This is a genomic window from Labrys monachus, assembly GCF_030814655.1.
Taxonomy (GTDB): Bacteria; Pseudomonadota; Alphaproteobacteria; order Rhizobiales; family Labraceae; genus Labrys; species Labrys monacha.
In genome coordinates, this window is the sequence record NZ_JAUSVK010000001.1 from 1,360,539 (window position 1) to 1,381,391 (window position 20,853).

Here is a 20,853-nt window from a genome sequence, read left to right on the forward strand (position 1 = left end):
CTGTCGGTCCCGCCCGCGAACCGCTGGACAGAACCGATGCCGATCAAGATTCCGGACAACCTGCCCGCCCGCTCCATCCTCGACGCGGAAGGGGTGATGGTGATGCGCGAGACGGATGCGGTGCGCCAGGACATCAGGCCGCTGCGCATCGGCCTGCTGAACCTGATGCCCGACAAGGTCAGGACCGAGACACAGTTCGCCAGGCTCCTCGGTGCCTCGCCGCTTCAGGTGGAGCTGACGCTGGTCAAGATCACCAGCCATGTCCCGCGCCATACGTCCAGCGATCACATCATCTCGTTCTATCGCAGCTGGGAGGACGTCCGGGACGAGCGCTTCGACGGCTTCATCATCACCGGCGCGCCTGTGGAGACAATGCCGTTCGAGGGGGTGACCTATTGGGACGAGCTGCGCCGCATCTTCGACTGGACGCAGACCCATGTGCACGGGTGTTTCAACGTCTGCTGGGGCGCCCAGGCCGCCGTCCATCACTTCCACGGCATGGCCAAGCACCCGCTGCCCCGCAAGATGTTCGGCGTGCATCGCCACCGTGTGCTGGAGCCGGCGTCGGCCTATCTGCGCGGTTTCTCCGACGATTTCTCGATTCCGGTCTCGCGCTGGACGGAGGTTCGGCGCGAGGAGATCCCCGCGGCAAGCGGGATGAAGGTCCTGATGGATTCGGACGAGGCGGGTCTGTGCCTGCTTCACGACCCGGCGCACCGGTCGCTCCATATGTTCAACCATGTCGAATACGACACGAATTCGCTCGCCGACGAGTATTTCCGTGATCTCGCCGCGGGCAAGCCCATCGGCCTTCCGCACGGCTATTTCCCGCAGGACGATCCCGGTCGGCCGCCGCTGAACCAATGGCGCAGCCACGCCCATCTGCTGTTCGGCAACTGGATCAACGAGCTCTACCAGACGACGCCCTTCGACCTCGCCGGCATCGGAAGCGCGAACGGCGCGCGCGGTCCCGCCCGCCCGGCCGCGGGACCCGATCTGTCCTACATGCCCGGCACCATCCGCCCGAGCACCCTGTCCTTCAGCACGTAATGATGCCCCAGCGCCGCCGCGGCATGGAGGGCGGCGATGCCGATGATCGTCCATGCCGTGTAGTCGTGCAGCGTGCCGATGAGGTGGCGCAGGCTCGGGTCGATGTCGATGAGGCGCGGCACCGAGAACAGCCCGAAGAAGGCGAAGGGCTCGTTCTGGGCCCAGCGGAACAGGAAGCCGAGGGCGACCTGTCCCACCAGCAGCACATAGAGCAGCAGGTGGATCGCCTTGGAGGCGAGGTGCTGGAGGCCGGTCGCCGCCGGCGGCAGGTCGTCCGCACGGGCGAGACGCCAGACGATGCGCAGGAGGATCACGGCGGCGAGCAGCAGGCCCATGGAGATATGGAGCGATTGCAGGCCCTTGCGCAGCCAGGTTCCGCGTTCCAGCTCGTCCCAGATCAGCGCGCTCCCGAAGAGGCAGACGACGAGGATCGCCGTCAGCCAATGCAGCAGGATCGTCACGCCGTCATAGCGGGAAGCCGCCGGCTGCATGGCGGAAGGGGCGGTGGTCTGGTCAATCATGACGGGGAAATCCGGAAAGAGGAGGACGGACGGCAAACACGCCGGGCCCGCATTCTATTCGGGCCCGCCAGTGTCACGGCGCCGAGGGTACAAGCCGCAGCATTATGAGGAATGTGTGGACGTTTTGTGGACGGCGCGCGGAATGCCTGCGGCCCGCCTCGTCGCGCCATGCCTCGTCGCGCCATGCCGCCCGGCGCCGATCAGGGGCGGGCAGGCTCATGCCCGGCGGCGAGGCCGGGAGATTTTCGCACGGCGCGGGCCTCCTCGATCGCCCAGGCGCGGAAGGCTTGCACGGACGGGTCGTCGAGGCGCGCCTCGTGGATGAGAAGGTAATATTCGCCCGCGCTCGCGATGTCGGCGGCGAGGGGAACGACGAGGCCGCGCATGCCCTCTTCATGGGCCAGGATGATATCCGGCACGAGGGCGATGCCGCGCCCTTGGCGGGCGGCGTCGAGCGACATGAAGAAATGCCCGAACTGCAGGCTCGGCACCTCGTCGGCGGCATGGCGGATGCCATGGGCACGCAGCCAGTCGGGCCACGCGTAACGGCGTGTCGAGGTATGGATGAGCGGATAGAGGGCCAGGTCCTCGGCCGTAACCGGCGAGTGCCGGATCAGGCCGGGCGCGCAGACCGGGCGGAGCCTGTCGGGGAAGAGCTCGTCCGCGTGGATGCCGTCCCAGCGCGTGACCATGGACAATTCGATGCGCGGCTGCGTCCGTTCATAGTGGCGCCCGGGCAGCCGGCCGACCCTGATGGCGATGTCGGTGGCGAGGAGATCGGCCGGCTCGATCGACGAGACGATCCTGACCTCGATATCGGGATTGCGGCTGGTGAACAGATGCAGGCGCGGCATCAGCCAGACCGTCGCGATCGTCGGCAGCGCCGTGATCGTCAGTTTCTTCTTGGCGTCGCGCCGTCCGAACCGGTTGGCGGCCCGTTCGAGATCGTCGAGCATCGCCTCGACGACGCGGAAAAGCTGCTCGCCCTCCGGCGTGAGCTCGATCCGGCGGGTCATGCGCCGGAACAGGGGCTCGCCGCAATAGGCTTCCAGTTCCTGGACCTGCCGGCTCACCGCGCCCTGGGTGAGGCTGAGTTCCTCCGCCGCCTTGGTGAAGGACAAATGCCTGGCCGAGGCCTCGAAGCCGCGCAGGGCGTTCAAGGGCGGCAGACGCCTTTTTCGCATCCGGTCTCTCCTTCATGCATGAGGCTAGCTCATGCATGAGCGCGAAACAATTCGTTTGTGAAAAGGGGGGGAGGGTTCCATCGTCCGGACACAGGGCGATGCGCGAAACGGGAAACCCGGCGCGCGGAGCCTGCAACCCCGGTCGGCTCGCATCGCTGCTTCCCGGGAGGGAGGTGTCGATGCAAGCACTGGTTGACGACGTCCTGAGCGCCACGGACATCGAGAAGCACTATGGCGCGACCTGCGCCTTGCGCAGCGCCACCCTGCGGCTCAGGCCCGGCCGGGTGCATGCCCTGCTCGGCGAGAACGGCGCGGGCAAGAGCACCCTCGTCAAGATCATCGTCGGCGCAGTGCGTCCGGATGGCGGGACCGTGGCGATCCAGGGCCGGTCCGCCTCGTTCCAATCCGTCGCCCAGGCGATCGCCGCCGGCATCGTGCCGATCTACCAGCATCTGAGCCTCTTCCCCGAACTCTCCGTGCTCGAAAACCTTTCGGCCTTCTCCCTGGCGGCGGGGGGCACGCATCTGGCGCGGTCGGCGCTCGTGCCGCGGCCGGACGCCGCGCGCTGGCTCGAACAGGTGGGTCTGGCCCTCGATCTCGACATGCCCGTCGCGGCGCTTTCCCTCGGCGAGCGCCAGCTCCTGGAGATCGCCCGCGGCCTCGGCCGGAACTGCCGCGTGCTCGTGCTCGACGAACCCACCGCGGCCCTCAACGGCGACGAGACCGAGAGGCTGTTCGGCGTCGTCCGGCGCCTGTGCGCCGAGGGCACGGCGATCCTCTTCATCTCCCATAAGTTCGACGAGATCGAGACGCTCGCCGACGATGTCACCGTCCTGCGCGACGGCCGCACTGTCATCGAGGGCGCGGCGATCGCCTCCCATTCGCGCGAGGATCTCGTCCGCGCGATGCTCGGCGCCGTCGTCCCCGCCGGCCACCGCGGCGTCCGTCTGCAGGGGGAGCCGGTACTGTCGGCCAGCGGGCTGCGCCTGGGACCGGGACGGCCGCCGCTGACCCTCGGCATCCGGGCCGGCGAGATCGTCGGCATGGCTGGCCTCGTCGGCTCGGGCGCCCTCCGGCTCGCCGCCTGCATGGCCGGCGCGGTGCCGGCAGACGGGCTGATCCGGGTAGGGACGCGGCATTTCCGGGCCGGGGATCGCAAGGCCGCAGTGAAGCTCGGTGTCGGCTACGTCCCCGGGGACCGCCATGCCGAGGGCCTGTTCCTCTCCATGAGCGCCGTCGGCAATGGTTCCTCGAGCGCGCTGGCGCGGTTCTCGCGGGCGGGAATCCTGAGGCGGCGAGCCGAGGCGAGCGCGCTCGATCCGCTGCTGCGCCGGCTGAAGCTGCATCCCTACGCCCCGCAGGCCGAGGCCGCCACCTTCAGCGGCGGCAACCAGCAGAAGCTGCTGATCGCGCGCTGCCTCGCCATTCCCGGGCTGGCCGCCCTCGTCCTGCTGGAGCCGACGCGCGGCGTCGACGTCGCGGCGCGTGCGGTCATCCACGGCGCCATCGCGGAGGCGGCGTCACGCGGCGTCGCGGTGCTCATCGCCTCGAGCGACCTGGACGAGCTGAAGGCGCTCGCCGATCGCTACCTCGTCGTCCGCGACGGTGACATCGCGGCCGAATTCGCCGCCGATGCCGCTGCGTCGGATCTCATGGCCGCGCTGGCCGGGCGGGCCGCGGCATGAACCCGTCCTTGTCCCGCGGCCCGCTCCTGCCGGCCCGCATGCGCCCGCCGGCGATCCTGTGGATCGCAGCCGCCATCTTCGTCCTGTTCCTCCTGCTGGTGCCGCGCTTCGGCACCGCCGGCAATATCGAGAACGTCCTGCGCATCGCCGCCATCCTGGGCATCGTTTCCTGCGGACAGGCGATCGTCATCATCCTCGGCGGCATCGAATTCTCGTTCGGCGCCTCCGCCGCCCTCGCCAGCGTGCTGATCGTGATGGTGCCGCCCGAAGCCGGCGTTCCCGCCGCCTTCGCGGCCGGCGCCCTCGGCGTCGTCGCCATCGGCATGGCGAACGGTCTCGCCGTGGCGAGGTTCGGCATCCCGCCGGTCATCGTCACTTTGGGCATGCTGATGATGGCCTCGGGCATAGCGGCCTGGCTCGCCGGCGGCATGCCGATCGACGCTCCCATGTCCGACCTGTTCGCATGGCCCTCGCGCGGCCGCGTCGCCGGCGTGCCCGTGCCGATCCTCGCCGCCATCCTCGCCTTCGCCGTGCTGCACGTGCTGCTGGCCCACAGCCGCCTCGGCCGCCTCTGGTATCTCGTCGGCGCCAATCCGGTGGCCGCGCGCCTCGCCGGCCTTGCCGTGACGCGGATCGTGTTCGCCGGCTATGCCGTCGCCGGGCTTTTCTGCGCGGTCGGCGCCGTCATCCTGACCAGCCGCGTCGGCTCGGGACAGCCTTCGCTCGCCCCCAACCTCGCCTTCGAGACGATCGCGGCCTGCGCCATCGGCGGCCTGCCGCTGACCGGCGGGCGCGGGCGCGTCTCGCAGGTCGTCTGCGGCGTGCTGCTCGTCGCCATGCTCGACAACGCCGTCGTCCTCCTCAACCTGCCCGCCGCCGACCAGCTCATCGTCATGGGGCTGCTGGTGGTCGGTGCCGTCGCCCTGCAGCGCGACTGGAAGCGGCTCGCTTGTCTCCTGCCGAACCGGAGGCGTCCATGATCAGGGCATCGCTCGGCCGCATCCTCGTCGCGCCGCTCTGCATCGCGGTGGCGGTGGCGGTCTTCGCCGCGGCGGCGCCGGATTTCGTCTCCGGCGGCAATCTGGCCAATGTCGCCGGCCAGATGTGGGTGCTCGTGCTGCTGGCGGTCGGCCAGATGTTCGCGATCGCCTCGCGCGGGTTCGACATCTCCGTCGGGGTCGTCGCCGCGCTCGCCGGCACGGTGGCCGCCATCGCCGCCAACCAGTTCGGCTTCTGGGCGCTCGCCGCCGCGCCGCTCGTCGGCATCGCCTGCGGCACGCTCAATGGCTGGCTGATCGGGCGCCTCGGCCTCCAGCCGATCGTCGCCACCCTCGGCATGCTGATCGCTGCGAAGGGCGTCGCGCTGCTGATCAGCGCCGACGGCCAGGCGGTCCCGCTATCGGATGCCGCCCTGTCGGCGCATCTGGCCTTCGACGCGGTGCTCGGCCTGCCGCCCCTCGGCTGGCTCGCGCTCGCCGGCGTCGTCGCCGCCCATGGGCTGCTGCGCCACGCCGCCATCGGCCGGCGCATCCTGATGCTGGGCTCGAACCCCGACGCGATCGGCCTCGTCGGCGCCGATGCCGGCGCGCTGCAGATCCGCGCCTACCAGCTCTGCGGCCTGTTCGCCGGGCTCGCCGGCGCTCTGATGACGGCGCGGGCCGGCGCCGGCCTGCCGACCGAAGGCTCGGGCATGGAATTGCAGTCGATCGCGGCGGCGGTCATCGGCGGCACCGCGCTGTCGGGCGGCGCCGCCACCGTCTGGACCGTCGTCGCCGGCGCGGCCTTCATCCAGGTCGTGCTGACCGGCCTCAACCTCACCGGCGTCTCGCCCTTCCTCGCCCAGGTCGCGGTCGGCGCGGTGATCGTCGGCTCCGGCCTCATCGATGCCGGCCTGCGTTCGCTCCTCTCCAGCGTCCGGAGATCCGTGTCCACATCACCCAAGCCTAGTCCTGCCAACCCCACCATAACCACATCCACCATCCAGAAAACCAAGGGAACCCTGCCATGAAAACCTTCCGCCGCGCCGCCATCCTCGCCGCCGCCCTGCTGTCCGCCACCGCCATGAGCCGCGCCGCCTCGGCCGGGGAGACGACGATCGGCATCGCCGTGCCCAATCTCGCCTCGTCCTTCTGGATCTCCGCCGTCTACGGCATGGAAGCGGAGGCGAAGACCGCCCATGTCACCATCATCAAGCTCAATGCCGGGGGCGATGCGAACACCAGCCAGCAGATCTCCCAGATCCAGGACCTGATCCAGCGCAAGGTCGACGCCATCGTCGTCGGCGCCACCAATGGCGACGGCGTCAAGGCGATCGTCGAGCGTGCCATCGCCGCCGGCATTCCCGTCGTCGGCATCTCCTCGCCGCCCAACACGCCCAAGCTCGCCTCGGTCGTCAGCGCCGACCATTACGGCATGGGCAAGCTCCAGGCCCAGTGCCTGGCCAAGGCGATCGGCGGCAAGGGCAATGTCGCGATGATGGCCGGCCCGTCGGGACAGGCCTGGTCGGACCGGCGCGCCCTGGGCTTCAAGGAGACGCTGGCCGCCGAGGCGCCCGCGGTGAAGATCGTGGCGGAATCCCGCCTGGCGGACAACCGCAACGCCGCCCTGAGCACGGCCGAGGACTGGACGCAGCGCTTCCCCGACCTCGCCGGGGTCTATGCCGCGACCGACGACATGGCGGCCGGCATCGTCTCCGCCTTCAAGGAAGCGGGCACGCCGGTGCATGTCTCCGCCTCCAATTTCAGCCCGACGGCGCAGCAGATGCTGAAGGACGGCGACATCGCCTGCACCTCGATCCAGGAGGTCGTCGTCCAGGGCCGCGACGCCCTCCAGCAGGCCGTCAACGCCGCCACCAAGAAGCAGGTCGAGCCGCAGGTGGTGACGCCGGCCCTCCTGGTGACCCGCGACAACATGGCGACCGTCGACCTGAGTTCGGCGGTCGCCCCGGCCGACTATCGTCCCTGACCCCACTGGCACGGAGCATCTCGATGCTGCCTTCACACGACAGGTTCCCCTATTCGCCCATCGTCGGCCGGCCGGATTTCGCCTGGCCCGGCGGAAAGAGACTGGCCGTCTATGTCGCGCTGTGCGCCGAGCATTTCGCGTATGGCTCGGGGCTCGGCCTGCCCTATTCGCCCGGCCTCAGCCACCCCAACAGCTATAATTGGGGCTGGCGGGAATATGGCAACCGCGTCGGCGGGTGGAGGCTGATCGAGCTGTTCGACGAATACCGGCTGCCGCTTTCGGTGCTGCTCAACACCGAATGCTACGACCATTGCCCCGATCTCGTCGCCGCCCATCGTCGGCGCGGCGACGAGATCGTCGCCCATGGCCGGACCAATTCGGAGCACCAGAACGGCATGGACCAGGACGCCGAGCGCCGCCTCATCGCGGAGGCGACGGCGGCGATCCGGGTGAACGAGGGGGTGCAGCCGGGCGGCTGGATGAGTCCGGGCGCCCATCCCAGCGCCAATACCGAGGACCTGCTCGCCGAGGCCGGCTACACCTACACGCTGGACTGGCCGATCGACGACCAGCCGGTCTGGATGCGCACCCGCCACGGGCCGCTGCTGAGCATTCCCTATCCGCACGAGGTCAACGACGTGCCGATGATCGTGCTGCATGACGGCACGGCGAGCGCCTTCGCCGACATGGCGATCGACAACCTGGAGGAGATGCTTCTCCAGTCCGAGCGCCAGCCGCTCGTCTACGGGCTGACGATCCATACCTTCATCGTCGGCCAGCCCTTCCGCATCCGCCAGTTCCGCCGCGTTCTCGACTGCCTCAACCGGCACCAGGACAAGATCTGGTTCACCACGCCGGGCGCCTGCGCCCGGCATTATGCGGGGCTGTTCCCTGCATCCCAAGCTTTCAACGACAAGGTCTGACCGTGATGACAACCAGTGCTCTCAACGCCGGGACCGGCCATCGGCCTCTTCGGCGCGTGGCCATAGCCGGCCTCGGCGCCGTGGGCCTGCGGGTGGCCGAGGCCCTCGACGAGGGGGTGCCGGGCTGCGAGCTCACCGCCGTCTCGGCGCAGGACCGCGACAGGGCGCGCGAACGCCTCGCGCATCTGTCCCGCCCGGTGCCGGTGGTTCCCATCGAGGAGCTGGAAGGCCTGGCCGACATCGTCGTCGAGTGCATGCCGGCCGCCCTGCTGCCGGACCTGGCCGAGCCCTTCCTGAGGGCGGGCAAGACGGTCATCGTGCTGAGCGCCGGCGCCATCCTCTCCCATGAGGAGCTGATCGAGCTGGCGCGTGCCCATGGCGGCCAGATCGTGGTGCCGACCGGCGCCATTCTCGGCCTCGACGCGGTCACCGCGGCGGCGGAAGGGACGATCAGGTCGGTCAGGATGATCACCCGCAAGCCGGTGAGGGGGCTCGTCGGCGCGCCCTACCTCGTCAGCAACAACATCGCGATCGAGGACATCACCGAGCCGGTCCGCATCTTCAGCGGCACGCCGCGCGAGGCGGCGATCGGCTTTCCCGCCAATCTCAACGTCTCCGTCGCCCTGGCGCTCGCCGGCATCGGCCCGGACCGGACGGCGCTGGAGATCTGGGCCGATCCGGCTCTCACCCGCAACACCCACAGGATCGAGGTGGAAGCGGATTCGGCGAGCTTCTCGGTGTCCATCGAGAACATCCCGAGCGAGAACCCGAAGACCGGGCGCATCACCGCGCTCTCGGTCATCGCCTATCTGCGGAAGCTGAGCGCCCCGCTGCGCGTCGGCTCCTGAGCAAACCGATCGACCCGGACACGCATCGCGAAGCGGTGCTGCGCAGGTGCGGGGCGACATCACACCAAGCGCATCCTTCTCGGGATGGAAATCAGCCCGCCGCTCGGCGGCCGCAGGGAATATCGACATGGATCTTGGACTTCGTGGGCGCACCGCGCTCGTGCTCGGGGCCGGCGGCGGCCTCGGCCGCGCCATCGCCCGCACTTTCGCTGAGGAGGGCGCCGCCGTCGCCCTCGCCGACATCGATCCCGCCGCCCTCGCCGCGGCGGAGGTCGATGTCAGGCAGGCCGGGGCGAGGAGCCTCGCCTGCGCCTGGAACATCGCCAAGCTGGAGGACGCCGCCGAGCAGGTCGCCCTGATCGAGCGCACGCTCGGCCCGATCGACATCCTCGTCAACAACACCGGCGGCCCGCCGCCCAGCCAGGCGGCCGGCGTGGCGCCGCAGACATGGGTGGCCCAGTTCCAGGCGATGGTGCTGTCCGTGATCGCCCTGACCGACCTCGTCCTGCCCGGCATGCGCGAGCGCGGCTGGGGGCGGATCATCACCAGCACGTCCTCCGGCGTCGTCGCGCCGATCCCGAGCCTCGCGATCTCGAACACGCTGCGCCTGTCGCTTCTCGGCTGGTCGAAGACGCTGGCGCGCGAAGTCGCGCCCCATGGCATCACCGCCAACATCATCCTGCCCGGCCGCATCGCCACCGACCGCATCCGCTATCTCGACGAGCAGAAGGCCAGGCGCGAAGGCAGACCCCTGGAAGAGGTGGTGGCGGAAAGCACCGGCTCGATCCCGCTCGGGCGCTACGGCACGCCGCAGGAATATGCCGATGCGGTCGTCTTCCTCGCCAGCACGCGCGCCGGCTACATCACCGGATCGACGATCCGGGTCGACGGCGGCTACCTCCAGAACATCTGACCCTGAAAGGATCCACCACCATGAGCGACAAGGCCCCCCTCGATGCGGCCGGGCGCGAGGCGATACGCCAGCGCTATCTCGCCGTCGACACCTCCAACGTCGCCGACGTGCTCGACGCGCTCGGCCTGCCTGACCAGGGCCTCGCCCCGAGCTTCGGCCCCTATCCCGCCCATGTCGACCGGCTGGCGGGCTGGGCCTATACGATCCGCGGCCAGATGACGCCGTTTCCGCTCGGCGGCGACGCGGAGAAGATGAAGGCCTGCCAGGGCGTCTCGCCCGGGGAGGTCACGGTGTGGAGCGGCGACGGGGAGGGCATCTGCTATTTCGGCGAGCTCATCGCCATCGGCATGAAGGAGAGGGGATGCGTCGGCGCCCTCGTCGACGGCGGCATCCGGGACATAAGCTGGATCGGCGAGCAGAAATTCCCGGTGTTCGCCCGCTATCGCACGCCGGTGCAGTCGATCGGACGCTGGAAGGTCAATGCCTGCCAGGTGCCCGTTCTGATGCGCGGCGCGACGGCGCGCCATGTCGAGGTCAAGCCCGGCGATTTCATCCTGGCCGACGAGGACGGGGCAATCGTCATTCCCGCCGATCTCGTCGAGAAGGTGCTGGTGGAGGCCGAGCGGCTCACGGCGACGGAGGTGCTGATCCGCAAGGAGCTGTCGCAGGGGCTCTCCCTCGCCGAGGCGCTGGCGAAATACGGACATGTGTGAGGGCGCTTGTTGCCGATCCGGCTCTGCCGGCGCATGCGGAGACGTCCGCGCCCGCCGGTGAGGCGGCAGGATCGAGCTTCAGTCTGAACGAGGGCGCCATGGATCCGGTCGCGGTCGAAAACGGGTTGCGCAGGCAGTCGGTGGCGGTGAGCGCCGCCGAGGCGGCGTCGGTGGCGGACGACCTCGCGCGGCTGCGGGCAGCGATGACGGCGACCGTCGCCGCCTGGAGCGGCCTGCCGGATGCGCCGGACCTTGCCGAGCTCCTCGCCCGGCCTGCCGCGCCGCCGCCGGGCCATGACCCCGACGAGGACGGCATGGCGGCGCGCGTGCCGGTCGATCGCGGCCGGCTGATGCAATGCCAGCGGGCCACCAACGCGTTCATCGACATCTTCGAGGCCGCCGATCCTTCCGCCGGACCTCCGGGCGTCCTGAGCGGCCTGTCCTTCGCCTATAAGGACGTCTTCGTCGCTCCCGGCCGGTTTCCGACCTGCGGCGTGGGCGACGGCCACGCCTGGCACGGGCCGCGCAGCCGGATCCTCGCTACGCTGGCGCGGCAGGGCGCCGTCGCCGTCGGCGCGACCAATCTCGATCCTCACTGCTATGCCGCACTCGGCCTCAACCGCGATTTCGGCCGGGTGCTGAACCCCCATGGCGCCGGCTTCGCCGTGGGCGGATCGTCGAGCGGCTCGGCCGCCGCGGTGGCGACGGGGGCCGTCGCCTTCGCGCTGGGGACCGATACCGGCGGATCGGTGCGGATTCCAGCGGCGCTGTGCGGCGTCCTCGGCCTGATGCCGACGCATGGCGTGCTCGCCGATGCCGGCATGGCGCCGCTGGCGCCCTCGCACGACACCGCCGGCATCCTCGCGGCGGACCTGCCGGTCCTGAAGCGGGTGTACCGGACACTCTCCGGCCGCCCCGGCGCTCGCGAGGACGACGAGGGCCGGCCGCTGCGCATCGGCATCGACGCGGCATTCTTCGCGGGGGCGGACGAGACCGTGGAGGCGGCCTTGCAGGAGGGCTTGCGCCGGCTGTCTGCGCTCGGAGCCGGCATCGTTGAGGTCGAACTGCCGTCCGTCGACCGCCTCAACCTGCTCGCCTCGGCCGTCACCGGCTTCGAGGCGGCGGGCCTCCACCGCCGGGGCCTCGCGATGCACCCCCGGCATTATCCGGCTTCGGTGCGCAGGCGCCTGCTTACGGCCCTGCTGGTCGAGCGGGCGGCGTATGACACGGCCCTGGGCCTGCGGCCGCGCCTGCTGCAGGCCATACTGAACGGCCCGTTCGCGAAGGCCGATCTCCTCCTCTGTCCTACCCTGCGGAGAGAGGCGGCGCGGGTGGATGCCATCGGCGAGGACGACGAGGCCGCGATCGGAGCCCTCAGCCTCGAGCATCTCCGGCTCAACCGGCCGATGAACTATCTCGGCCTTCCCGCTCTTTGCGTTCCGGGCGGGCACGACCGCAACGGCATTCCGATCGGGCTCCAGCTCGTCGCGCCGCCGAACGGAGAGGAGATCCTCTTCGCGGCCGCGGCCATGCTCGGGCGGGCCTGACGGGGCTTGCCCCGTGCCATCCCAGGCTGAGCCGCCGCCGATCATGTCCGCGTCGATGAAGTTCGGCGGGAACGTGCAAGTCTGCCGGCCGAGGGTGCAAGACAGCCGACACTATCATCGTCCCGGTCGGCACCATCGCCTGGAATAAAATCTCGCGGGGAGAACCGGAGACCGTAGGGAATGCGGGATTCTCGTATATAGTCTTGGGCGTAAGCCCGTTCCGGCCGCATTCCTGCCCTGCCTGGAGATTTTCGCTGCGGAGGCTGTCATGTCCGAGATGTCCATTTTCGTATTCGCATGCTTCGGCGGCCTCCTGGCCGAAATCGTCAAATGGTATCGTCTGCGTGAATCCGTCAATTTCCCGGACTATGCCAAAGGTCCGGCCTATTGGATCATCACTTTCGCCACGATCCTCGCGGGCGGCGTGCTCGCCTATGCCTATGGCGTGCAGGTCGTGACGTCGAAAATTCTTGCGATCAACATCGGTGCGTCCGCGCCCCTCATCATCCAGACGCTGTTCAGCGCCGTGCCGCACAACCTGCCGCGGGGCTTTGCCGCCGACCAGCCCGATGCGACGATCCTGAACTTCCTCGCCGGCCGGTAAGGAGGGGGCGGCGGCCGCGCCGCGAAGCCGAGGGGCTCTGCGATGTGGCTGACGCGATTTCGACGCTTTCGCATCTCGGACATGGAGTATCTCTCCCGCAAATACCTCGCCTTGCTGCGCAAGCGCTACGGCGTGGGGCCGGACGCGGTGAGCGACGCACCGCCCCTGGAGATCTGGCCCGAGCTCGGCGGGATCGCCGAGCCCGCCGAAATCCCCGCGGTCATCGCCTCGCAATCCGCCTCCTCGCCGCGCCTGCTCAATCACTATTGGAACCTGCTGCTGGGCCATCTGATGGAAGAGGTCGACCCGGCGTTCGCCGCCCGCGTCGCCATCTTCATCGGCGAGGTTCCGGACAGCCGCTTCAACGCGCTGACGACGGGCGGCGGCGGACGCCACCTCATCCTGGTCCAGCGCGGGCTGGAGCTCTTTCTCTACCGCATGGCCTTCGTCATCGTCGGTTCGATGCGGTGGCGCTTCGATGATCCGGACGGGAGCCGGACCGTCGTTGAACCCGACATCGACATGGCCGCCGCCATCGCGGAGATGCGCGCCAACCTCGCTTTGCTGCGGGCGGGACGGCACCGTATGCCGATCGCGCTTTCCTCGCCCGCCATGCTCCGCATCGCGCCGTTTCTGGCCTATGCGATGCAGCAATTCGTCATCGCGCACGAAATCGGGCATATCGCGCAGGCCGTCTGGCGCCGGCACCCGCCGCAGAGCGCCCGCGAGCAGGCGATGCCGGCGCGGGCGAGGGACCTGCCCTGGCCCGCCTGGCGGGAGGAGGCGGTCTGCGACATGTTCGCGGCCGATCTGTGCGAAAAGCTGGTGGTCCGGAACGCGCCGCGCTTCGGGCTCGAGGGCAGGCTGGCCAGGCGCCTGCTCGCCGAGGCGCCCCATGTCGTGTTCCTGTTCATGCAGGTCCTCGAACATGCGGGGAGCGCGCCCGGCCGCGGATATCCCTCCCATCCTCCCGCGGCGATGCGTTCGACCATCCTGATCGAGCACCAATCTGCCCACGACCTCCTGGCCGAGGAGCGCGACCTCGTGGCCGAGTGCTGCCGGCATGTGGCGACGCTCGCGGGCCTCGTCCCCTCAGGCCATACACCAAATTAGAGGGGAAAATCGATCAAAAGTGATCATATGCTCATAACGACGCGCATCGATCGATTCTCGATTGACCAATCCGGGTTCAGGTGGTGTATTGACGACGATTCCAAGGGAATAATGATCAAAAATGATCGCTATCGAACGTGAAGAAGCCATTCTGGGTCTGCTCAAAGAGAAGGGCACGGCCTCGCTCCGCGTCCTCCAGCAGAAATGCCCTGACGCTTCGGCCGTGACGTTGCGGCGCGATCTGGCGCGGCTGGAAAGCCAGGGCAGGCTTCGGCGCATCCATGGCGGCGCCGTCCGCATCGCAGCGGCGGACATGCCGGAACCGGCGGACAGGAGCGGGCCTGAAGACGGCCAGCATGCGTTCGACGGTCTCATCCTGCCGCCGGTGGGCGGGCGCTGGGCGCATACGCTGCGCCAGCAGGCGATGCGGCGCGGCATGCCGTTCCTGGCGGAATCGGCGCCGCAGGCCGGCGGCATCTATCTCGGTCCGGCGAACCGGCAGGAATCCCACCGCCTCGGCCTTTACGCCGGCCAACGTCACGGGCACCGGGCGAAGACGGCCGAAGTGCTCCTCGTCACCCTCGAGGCGCTGCCCAATGCGCGCGAGCGCGTCGAGGGCTTCATGGCGGGGTTCGCCGAGGCCTTTCCCGGCGACGTCGTCTTCCATCGCGTCCATGGCCAGGGCCTGTTCAAGGAAGCGATGCGCCGTGCCACCGACGCCTTCAGGGCCCATCCGGACATCGACGTCATCTTCGGCGCCAACGATCATACGACGCTCGGCGCCATCGAGGCGGCGAAGAGGCTGGGCAAGCCCGTCGTCGGCTATTCGGTCGGCGGGGAGGGCGGCACGCTGTTCGACGAACTCGCCCGCGGCGGCGTGCTGCAGGCGGTGCTGGTGCTGTTTCCGGAGGTCGTCGGCCTGCTCGCCATCGATACGATCTGCCGGCAGTTCGCCGGCGAGGAGGTCGGCGAAGCCGTGATCACCCCGGCCGAAGTGATCACGCCGCAGACGCTAGGCGATTTCTACCAGCGCGACGACAATCAGTGGCGCCTGCGCCCGGAGGTGCTGGCGCGCATGGTGGCGGGGCGCACCTATGCCGGCCCGCCGATCGCCGGCCGTTCGATCGGCTTCATGCTGCATTACCCCTCGCATGAGTGGTATCGCAGCCTCGCCGCCGCCATGCGCCGCCGGTCGGCCGAGGTCGGCGCCGTGTTCGTCGCCCGCAACGCCGAGGACGAGGTCGCCGAGCAGATCCATGCCATCAAGCGCATGATCGGCGCGACCGCCGCGACCGAGGTCCGGCCGAAGGAGACGCTGCTGATCGACGGCGGCGAGTGCTCGCGCTATTTCGCCGAGGCGCTGCGCGCCTCCGGCCAGCAGGCCACGGTCTACACCAATGCGCTCGCCATCCTGGAAATCCTGGCCGACGCGCCGGGCATCAAGCTGTTCCTGACCGCCGGCGAATACCAGCCGGCGACGCGCAGCCTGGTCGGCCCGAGCGTCGGCGCCCTCCTGGAGACCATCCGCGTCGACAAGGCGATCGTCTCGCCCGACGGCGTCGCCACCGGCTTTGGCCTGTCCTTCGAGGACGAGCGCGCCGCCCTGGTCTGCCGCCGCTTCTGCGATTCGGCCCGCGAGGTCGTCATCCTCGCCGACCACAGCGTGGTCGGCCTGGAATCCCGCGTGCAGGCGGCCCGTCTCAGCCGGCCCCATACCATTTTTACCGATGCGGGCACCCTGCCGGCGCACCGTCTGGATCTGTCGACGGCAGGGCTGCGCGTGATCATAGCCGACGAGGACGGGGACGAGGAAGCCCCCCTCTGGCCTGTGCCCCAGGTGAAGAAGGCCCATCGATAAACAACAAAACGGGAGGAAATACATGCTGAAGGGTTTGATGAAGTCGACCGCTGCGGCGGCGATGGGACTGTGGTTCCTGTCGGGCGCGGCCCATGCCGACCCCGTCGTCCTCAAATTCTGGGACAACCAGCAGACCGAATCCGGCCTGTCGGTGTTCCAGCAGGAGGCGGTCAAGCGTTTCGAGGCCGAGAACCCCGACATCAAGGTCGAGGTCACGACCATTCCCTATCCGGAATATCAGCAGCGGCTGCTGACGGCCGTCCAGGCCGGCAACGGCCCCGACGTCTCCACCGTCGACCAGATCTGGAACGCCGCCTTCGCCCAGGCCGGCGCCATCGTCCAGCTCGACGATCTCGCCTCGAAGGCGGGCGTCAAGGCCGCCGGTTTCTTTCCCGGCGCCTGGGAGTCGGCGAACTACAAAGGCGGGCTCTGGGGCATTCCCTTCAATGTCGACGTCTGGTTCTTCGCCTTCGTCAACAAGAAGCTGTTCTCGGACGCCGGCGTCGATCCCGCCTCGGCCGTGACCTGGCAGGGCCTCGAGGCCGCCGCCAAGAAGCTCACCGACAAGTCCAAGGGCCATTTCGCCATCGGCCTCACCGGCAGCAAGAGCGAATATCCGGTGGTGATGACCGATTCCTTCATCTACTCGAATGGCGGCGCCGTGCTGGGTGACGACGGCAAATGCGCGCTGACCAGCCCGCAGGCGGTCGAGGCGCTCGAATTCTACAAGAAGATGGCGGATTACGCGCCGGCCGGCATCCTCAATGCCGGGGACGAGCCGATGCGCGAACTGTTCCTCAACGGCACGCTCGCCATCGAGCTCTGGCCGGCCCTGGAGCAGCCCACGCTCGACAAGTCGAAGATCGACTGGGATCTGATCGCCGGCTTCGCGCCCGAGGGCAAGAAGGCCGTCGGCACCTTCGGCGGCTGGAATCTGGTGCTCTACAAGCAGTCGGCGCACCAGGAGGCGGCCTGGAAGTTCATCCAGTTCATGACGCGCCAGGACGTCAACGGCGCGGTGGTCGACCTCATCCCCGCCAATGTCGCGGCGGCCAAGGACTTCCTGCAGAAGAGCCGGCGCCATCCGGATGTCATCCTCGAGCACCTCAACAACGCCAAGCCGCGGCCGCTGTCGCCGCGCTATCTCGAGGTCTCCGACATCCAGCAGACGATGGTGCAGAAACTGCTGTCGGGCACCCCGGCCGCGGATGCGGCCAAGGAAGCCTGCCAGGCGATCGACGCCCTGCAATAGACCTAGGTGTCGCGAAAAGGGCGGGTCGGCGATCCCGAAGCGCTCCATTCGCAGGAAATGACGCGACCTGCCTTCTCCCAAGGGGAGAAGGCGGCTGATCTGCTTTCCTCGTGCTCAAGGGTCTGAATACCTGCCCATGGGAAATCGTACCTTCCGGATCTCACGACATGGCAACCGCACATAAGGGGCGAAGAAGCGATCGCTGGATGGCCTACGGCTTCATGATGCCGGCGGCGCTGCTCGTCGGCCTGTTCATGTACTGGCCGATGATCGATACCTTCCGCGAGAGCCTGTATTCGACCTCCTTCATCAACCCGGTGCCGTCCTTCGTCGGCCTTGCGACCTATCGGAAGATCTTCGCCGACAGGGAATTCTGGCAGGTCGTCGTCAATTCGATCGTGTGGACGGCCGGCGTCGTCTTCCTGCAGAATGTCGGCGGCTTCCTCATCGCGCTGCTGCTCAATCTCAGGCTGCCGGGGCAGGGGCTGCTGCGCTCGCTGATCCTGCTGCCCTGGGTGCTGCCCGGCGTCGTCGCCGCCATCCTCTGGCGCTTCATGTACGACCCGCAGCTCGGCCTCATCAATTCCTTCCTGATCCGCACCGGCCTCAGCGACCACGGGGTCGGCTGGCTGGCCGACCCCGGCACCGCCATGGCGGCGGTGATCTTCGTCGCCTTCTGGAAGGGCTTTCCGTTCTCGACCGTCGTCTTCCTCGCCGCCCTGCAGAATGTCGACCAGGAGCAGGTCGAGGCGGCGAAGATCGACGGCGCCGGCGCGACGCGCCGCCTGTTCGACATCGTGCTGCCGGCGATCCTGCCCGTCGTCGCCGTGAACATGCTGCTGACGACGATCCTGACCTTCAATTATTTCGACGTCATCTATGTCCTGACGCGCGGCGGCCCGCTCAACGCCACCGCGATCTTCCCCACCCGCATCTACGAGGTCGGCTTCGGACAGTTCCGCTTCGGCGAGGCGGCTGCCTATGGCTCGCTCGCCGTCCTCGTCCTCGTTCTCTTCGTCGGCCTGCTGCTCGTCGCCCAGCGCATGCAGGCCAGAGCGGTTTGAAAAGGACAGGCTGACATGGCGAGGCGTTCCACCTTCACCCGCAAGATGCCGCTGGTCGCGCTGCAGCTCGCGGTCGCCTGCCTCGTGCTCTTCCCGTTCTTCTGGATGGTCAGCGTCTCGCTGAAGCCGGCGACCGAGCCCTTCGCGATTCCCGCCCGGCTCTGGCCGGACCATCCGACGCTGGAAAACTACGTGCTCGCCTTCCGGCCGGAATTCCGGCGCTATTTCCTCAACAGCACCATCGTCTCGGGCGCGACCGTGCTGATCACGGTGCCGCTGGCGCTGCTCGCCGCCTACAGCCTCACCCGCTACCAGTTCCGGGTGCTGTCGGCGTTCCTGGCCGCGGTGATCCTGGCGCAGTTCTTCCCGGCCGGCGCGATGATCATCCCGATCTATAAGATGGTGAAGGCGGCCAACCTGCTCGACACTTACGCCTCGCTGATCATTGCCTACATCACCATCACCCTGCCGGTCTCGATCTGGATGCTGCGCGGCTTCCTCGCGCGCGTGCCGAAGACGCTGGAGGAGGCGGCGGCGATCGACGGGGCGAGCCCGCTGCGCGCCTTCTTCGACATCGTCGTGCCGCTGGCCCGGCCGGGCATCATCGCCACCACCGTGTTCATCCTCATCGTGACCTGGCAGGAATTCTTGTTCGCGCTCGCCTTCACCTCGACCAAGGAGATGCGGACGCTGCCGGTCGGCATGAACGACTATATCGGCCAGTACGGCATCCGCTACGGCGAGCTGATGGCGAGTTCCGTCCTCGTCTCCGTCCCGGTGATCGCCATCTTCTTCTTCCTGCAGCGCTATTTCATCGCCGGCCTCACCGCCGGGGCCGTCAAGGGATGACCCGCGCCATGACTGAAAATCCAGCTTCTCTCGTCATCCTCGAAAAGCCGGAGCCCGGGATCGGCGTGCTCACGCTGAACCGGCCGGAGAAGTTGAACGCGCTGTCGACCGGCCTGCTCGCCGCCTTCGCCGCCGCGCTCGACGAGGCGGAGCGCGATGCCGGCATCCGCGTCCTCATCCTCACCGGGGCGGGCGAGAAGGCGTTCGCGGCCGGCGCCGACATCGCCGAATATCAGGGCCGCAAGGAAAAGGCCTTCATGGATTTCCAGTTCGGCGGCAGGCGCCTGAACGACCGCCTGGAAGCGCTCACCAAGCCGACGATCGCCGCCGTCAACGGCTATGCGCTGGGCGGCGGCTTCGAGATCGTGCTGTGCTGCGACGTCATCGTGGTGTCGACCAGCGCCAGGCTCGGCCTGCCGGAAGGCCTGCTCGGCCTGTCGCCCGGCGGCGGGGGCACGCAGCGCCTGATCCGTTCGCTGGGACGGCATGTCACCGCGGACCTGCTCCTCACCGCCGGACGCCTCAAGGGCGAGCGGGCCTTCCAGCTCGGCCTCGCGGCGGCGCTCTGCGAACCCGAAAATCTGCTGCGGACGGCGCTGGAAAAGGCGCGCGCGATGCTCAAGCTCGGCCCGCTCGCCCTCGGCGAGATGAAGCGCCTCGTCCGGCTCGGCGCGGATGCGGCGCTGCCGACGGCACTCGCCTTCGAGCAGGAAGTCCTGTTCCGGCTCTACTGCTCCGGCGACGGGCAGGAAGGCATCGATGCCTTCCTCGAAAAGCGTTCTCCGACCTTCAAGGGTATATGACATGCCAGACCTCGATCAACGCGTCGCCATCGTCACGGGAGCCGCCATGGGCATCGGGCGCGCCAGCGCGCTGGCGCTCGCCCGTGCCGGCGCGGCCGTCCTGGTCGCCGATGTCGACGAGGAAGCGGGTGCGCAGGCGCGGGCGGACATCGAAGCCGAAGGCGGCAGGGCGATCTTCCTGCGCACGGATGTGCGCTCCTTCGCCGATGCCGAAGCGTGCACGGCTGCGGCGATCGAAGCCTGGGGAAAGGTCGACATCCTCGTCAACAATGCGGCCAGGGCGATCGGCGGTGTCGTCGACGAGATCGACGAGGCGAGCTGGAACGAGGTGCTGTCGACCAATCTCACCTCGGTGTGGCGCTTCATCCGATGCGTCGCTCCGCATATGCGCCGCCAGGGCGGCGGCTCGATCGTCAACATCAGCTCGGTGCAGGCGCTGCGGGGCTTCCATGGCTGGGCGGCCTATGCGGCGGCCAAGGGCGGGATCAACGCGCTGACGCAGCAGGCGGCCGTCGACCTCGCTCCGGCCAGGATCCGCGTCAACGCCGTGGCGCCGGGCACGATCATGACGCCGCTCAACGAGAAGGTGTTCCGCGAGGCCGCCGATCCGCAGGAACTGATCGACCGCTGGAACGCCGCCCATCCGCTCGGCCGGTTCGGCGAGGCGGAAGAGGTGGCGGAGACGGTGCTCTTCCTCGCCAGCGACCGCTCGTCCTTCATCACCGGCGAGATCATCCGCGTGGATGGCGGCCTCGCCATCAAGGGCGACTGAGATGAGGGCGATTGAAACGAGGGCTGCCGAGATGACCACGGGCGCAGGATTGGAGCGTCGATCACCGATCGACCTCTTCCTTGGCTGCAACCTCCGTATTTCCAAGATGGGCGATCTGATGATCGCCCCTCCATCGTCGCGCCCTTCCCCGGCAAGGTCAGCGCTTGTTGGCGACGTGGCGCCGTTCGAC

The 20,853-nt window shown here is 68.6% G+C and carries 19 protein-coding genes and 1 pseudogene; 18 read left to right on the forward strand and 2 right to left on the reverse strand.

What is annotated here, in order from left to right:
* Positions 1–36 precede the first annotated feature (36 nt).
* Positions 37–948, forward strand: a pseudogene (locus J3R73_RS05960) (homoserine O-succinyltransferase); the annotation flags it as partial.
* A 53-nt stretch (positions 949–1,001) separates the two neighbouring features.
* Here the strand turns inward: J3R73_RS05960 and J3R73_RS05965 are convergent.
* Positions 1,002–1,571 (reverse strand): cytochrome b, encoded by a 570-nt coding sequence (locus tag J3R73_RS05965; RefSeq protein WP_307423669.1) that lies wholly within the window; start codon positions 1,569–1,571, stop codon positions 1,002–1,004.
* A gap of 200 nt (positions 1,572–1,771) precedes the next feature.
* The gene (locus J3R73_RS05970) at positions 1,772–2,755 is read right to left on the reverse strand and encodes a LysR substrate-binding domain-containing protein (protein ID WP_307423672.1); all 984 of its coding nucleotides are present in this window, start codon (positions 2,753–2,755) and stop codon (positions 1,772–1,774) included.
* Positions 2,756–2,934: 179 nt separating this feature from the next.
* Here J3R73_RS05970 and J3R73_RS05975 point away from each other — a divergent pair, with 179 nt between their 5' ends.
* The 17 genes from J3R73_RS05975 (at position 2,935) to J3R73_RS06055 (ending at position 20,663) form a co-directional block, all read left to right on the forward strand.
* Positions 2,935–4,440 carry a sugar ABC transporter ATP-binding protein gene (locus J3R73_RS05975; protein WP_307423674.1) on the forward strand — a complete coding sequence of 502 codons (1,506 nt, stop codon included), beginning with the start codon at positions 2,935–2,937 and terminating at the stop codon, positions 4,438–4,440.
* On the forward strand, positions 4,437–5,420 hold the full coding sequence (locus tag J3R73_RS05980; RefSeq protein WP_307423679.1) for an ABC transporter permease: 984 nt from the start codon (positions 4,437–4,439) through the stop codon (positions 5,418–5,420). Before J3R73_RS05975 ends, J3R73_RS05980 begins: the two co-directional genes overlap by 4 nt.
* Positions 5,417–6,448, forward strand: coding sequence for an ABC transporter permease (locus J3R73_RS05985; RefSeq protein ID WP_307423682.1), 1,032 nt, complete (start codon positions 5,417–5,419; stop codon positions 6,446–6,448). Before J3R73_RS05980 ends, J3R73_RS05985 begins: the two co-directional genes overlap by 4 nt.
* Complete coding sequence (locus J3R73_RS05990) at positions 6,445–7,404, forward strand: TMAO reductase system protein TorT (RefSeq protein ID WP_307423685.1); 960 nt, start codon at positions 6,445–6,447, stop codon at positions 7,402–7,404. The genes J3R73_RS05985 and J3R73_RS05990 overlap by 4 nt, the downstream gene beginning before the upstream one ends.
* Positions 7,405–7,427: 23 nt before the next feature.
* The gene (locus tag J3R73_RS05995) at positions 7,428–8,327 is read left to right on the forward strand and encodes a polysaccharide deacetylase family protein (protein WP_307423688.1); all 900 of its coding nucleotides are present in this window, start codon (positions 7,428–7,430) and stop codon (positions 8,325–8,327) included.
* A gap of 5 nt (positions 8,328–8,332) precedes the next feature.
* A complete protein-coding gene (locus tag J3R73_RS06000) occupies positions 8,333–9,175 on the forward strand; it encodes an aspartate dehydrogenase (protein ID WP_307423697.1) in 843 nt (280 codons plus the stop codon).
* Between the two features lie 127 nt (positions 9,176–9,302).
* The gene (locus J3R73_RS06005; RefSeq protein WP_307423701.1) at positions 9,303–10,088 is read left to right on the forward strand and encodes an SDR family oxidoreductase; all 786 of its coding nucleotides are present in this window, start codon (positions 9,303–9,305) and stop codon (positions 10,086–10,088) included.
* Between the two features lie 20 nt (positions 10,089–10,108).
* Positions 10,109–10,801: an RraA family protein gene (locus J3R73_RS06010; protein WP_307423704.1), complete on the forward strand. Its 693-nt coding sequence runs from the start codon at positions 10,109–10,111 to the stop codon at positions 10,799–10,801.
* Positions 10,802–10,899: 98 nt separating this feature from the next.
* Positions 10,900–12,348: an amidase gene (locus J3R73_RS06015; protein WP_307423707.1), complete on the forward strand. Its 1,449-nt coding sequence runs from the start codon at positions 10,900–10,902 to the stop codon at positions 12,346–12,348.
* A gap of 268 nt (positions 12,349–12,616) precedes the next feature.
* Positions 12,617–12,952, forward strand: a complete 336-nt coding sequence (locus tag J3R73_RS06020; RefSeq protein WP_307423710.1) for a hypothetical protein — start codon at positions 12,617–12,619, stop codon at positions 12,950–12,952.
* Positions 12,953–13,033: 81 nt separating this feature from the next.
* A complete protein-coding gene (locus J3R73_RS06025; protein ID WP_307423712.1) occupies positions 13,034–14,065 on the forward strand; it encodes a hypothetical protein in 1,032 nt (343 codons plus the stop codon).
* Between the two features lie 121 nt (positions 14,066–14,186).
* Positions 14,187–15,923 carry a substrate-binding domain-containing protein gene (locus J3R73_RS06030; RefSeq protein ID WP_307423714.1) on the forward strand — a complete coding sequence of 579 codons (1,737 nt, stop codon included), beginning with the start codon at positions 14,187–14,189 and terminating at the stop codon, positions 15,921–15,923.
* A gap of 22 nt (positions 15,924–15,945) precedes the next feature.
* Positions 15,946–17,175, forward strand: coding sequence for an ABC transporter substrate-binding protein (locus tag J3R73_RS06035; RefSeq protein ID WP_307423716.1), 1,230 nt, complete (start codon positions 15,946–15,948; stop codon positions 17,173–17,175).
* Positions 17,176–17,342: 167 nt separating this feature from the next.
* Positions 17,343–18,239: a carbohydrate ABC transporter permease gene (locus J3R73_RS06040; protein ID WP_307423718.1), complete on the forward strand. Its 897-nt coding sequence runs from the start codon at positions 17,343–17,345 to the stop codon at positions 18,237–18,239.
* A 15-nt stretch (positions 18,240–18,254) separates the two neighbouring features.
* Positions 18,255–19,088, forward strand: a complete 834-nt coding sequence (locus J3R73_RS06045; protein WP_307423721.1) for a carbohydrate ABC transporter permease — start codon at positions 18,255–18,257, stop codon at positions 19,086–19,088.
* 8 nt (positions 19,089–19,096) lie between these two features.
* Positions 19,097–19,891 (forward strand): enoyl-CoA hydratase/isomerase family protein, encoded by a 795-nt coding sequence (locus J3R73_RS06050; RefSeq protein WP_307423723.1) that lies wholly within the window; start codon positions 19,097–19,099, stop codon positions 19,889–19,891.
* Position 19,892: 1 nt separating this feature from the next.
* Positions 19,893–20,663: an SDR family NAD(P)-dependent oxidoreductase gene (locus tag J3R73_RS06055; RefSeq protein WP_307423726.1), complete on the forward strand. Its 771-nt coding sequence runs from the start codon at positions 19,893–19,895 to the stop codon at positions 20,661–20,663.
* Positions 20,664–20,853 lie beyond the last annotated feature (190 nt).

Coding starts and splice junctions, on each gene's coding strand:
- J3R73_RS05965 (WP_307423669.1), bottom strand. CDS start 1,571: ATGATTGACCAGACCACCGCCCCTTCCGCCATGCAGCCGGCGGCTTCC.
- J3R73_RS05970 (WP_307423672.1), bottom strand. CDS start 2,755: ATGCGAAAAAGGCGTCTGCCGCCCTTGAACGCCCTGCGCGGCTTCGAG.
- J3R73_RS05975 (WP_307423674.1), top strand. CDS start 2,935: ATGCAAGCACTGGTTGACGACGTCCTGAGCGCCACGGACATCGAGAAG.
- J3R73_RS05980 (WP_307423679.1), top strand. CDS start 4,437: ATGAACCCGTCCTTGTCCCGCGGCCCGCTCCTGCCGGCCCGCATGCGC.
- J3R73_RS05985 (WP_307423682.1), top strand. CDS start 5,417: ATGATCAGGGCATCGCTCGGCCGCATCCTCGTCGCGCCGCTCTGCATC.
- J3R73_RS05990 (WP_307423685.1), top strand. CDS start 6,445: ATGAAAACCTTCCGCCGCGCCGCCATCCTCGCCGCCGCCCTGCTGTCC.
- J3R73_RS05995 (WP_307423688.1), top strand. CDS start 7,428: ATGCTGCCTTCACACGACAGGTTCCCCTATTCGCCCATCGTCGGCCGG.
- J3R73_RS06000 (WP_307423697.1), top strand. CDS start 8,333: ATGACAACCAGTGCTCTCAACGCCGGGACCGGCCATCGGCCTCTTCGG.
- J3R73_RS06005 (WP_307423701.1), top strand. CDS start 9,303: ATGGATCTTGGACTTCGTGGGCGCACCGCGCTCGTGCTCGGGGCCGGC.
- J3R73_RS06010 (WP_307423704.1), top strand. CDS start 10,109: ATGAGCGACAAGGCCCCCCTCGATGCGGCCGGGCGCGAGGCGATACGC.
- J3R73_RS06015 (WP_307423707.1), top strand. CDS start 10,900: ATGGATCCGGTCGCGGTCGAAAACGGGTTGCGCAGGCAGTCGGTGGCG.
- J3R73_RS06020 (WP_307423710.1), top strand. CDS start 12,617: ATGTCCGAGATGTCCATTTTCGTATTCGCATGCTTCGGCGGCCTCCTG.
- J3R73_RS06025 (WP_307423712.1), top strand. CDS start 13,034: ATGGAGTATCTCTCCCGCAAATACCTCGCCTTGCTGCGCAAGCGCTAC.
- J3R73_RS06030 (WP_307423714.1), top strand. CDS start 14,187: ATGATCGCTATCGAACGTGAAGAAGCCATTCTGGGTCTGCTCAAAGAG.
- J3R73_RS06035 (WP_307423716.1), top strand. CDS start 15,946: ATGCTGAAGGGTTTGATGAAGTCGACCGCTGCGGCGGCGATGGGACTG.
- J3R73_RS06040 (WP_307423718.1), top strand. CDS start 17,343: ATGGCAACCGCACATAAGGGGCGAAGAAGCGATCGCTGGATGGCCTAC.
- J3R73_RS06045 (WP_307423721.1), top strand. CDS start 18,255: ATGGCGAGGCGTTCCACCTTCACCCGCAAGATGCCGCTGGTCGCGCTG.
- J3R73_RS06050 (WP_307423723.1), top strand. CDS start 19,097: ATGACTGAAAATCCAGCTTCTCTCGTCATCCTCGAAAAGCCGGAGCCC.
- J3R73_RS06055 (WP_307423726.1), top strand. CDS start 19,893: ATGCCAGACCTCGATCAACGCGTCGCCATCGTCACGGGAGCCGCCATG.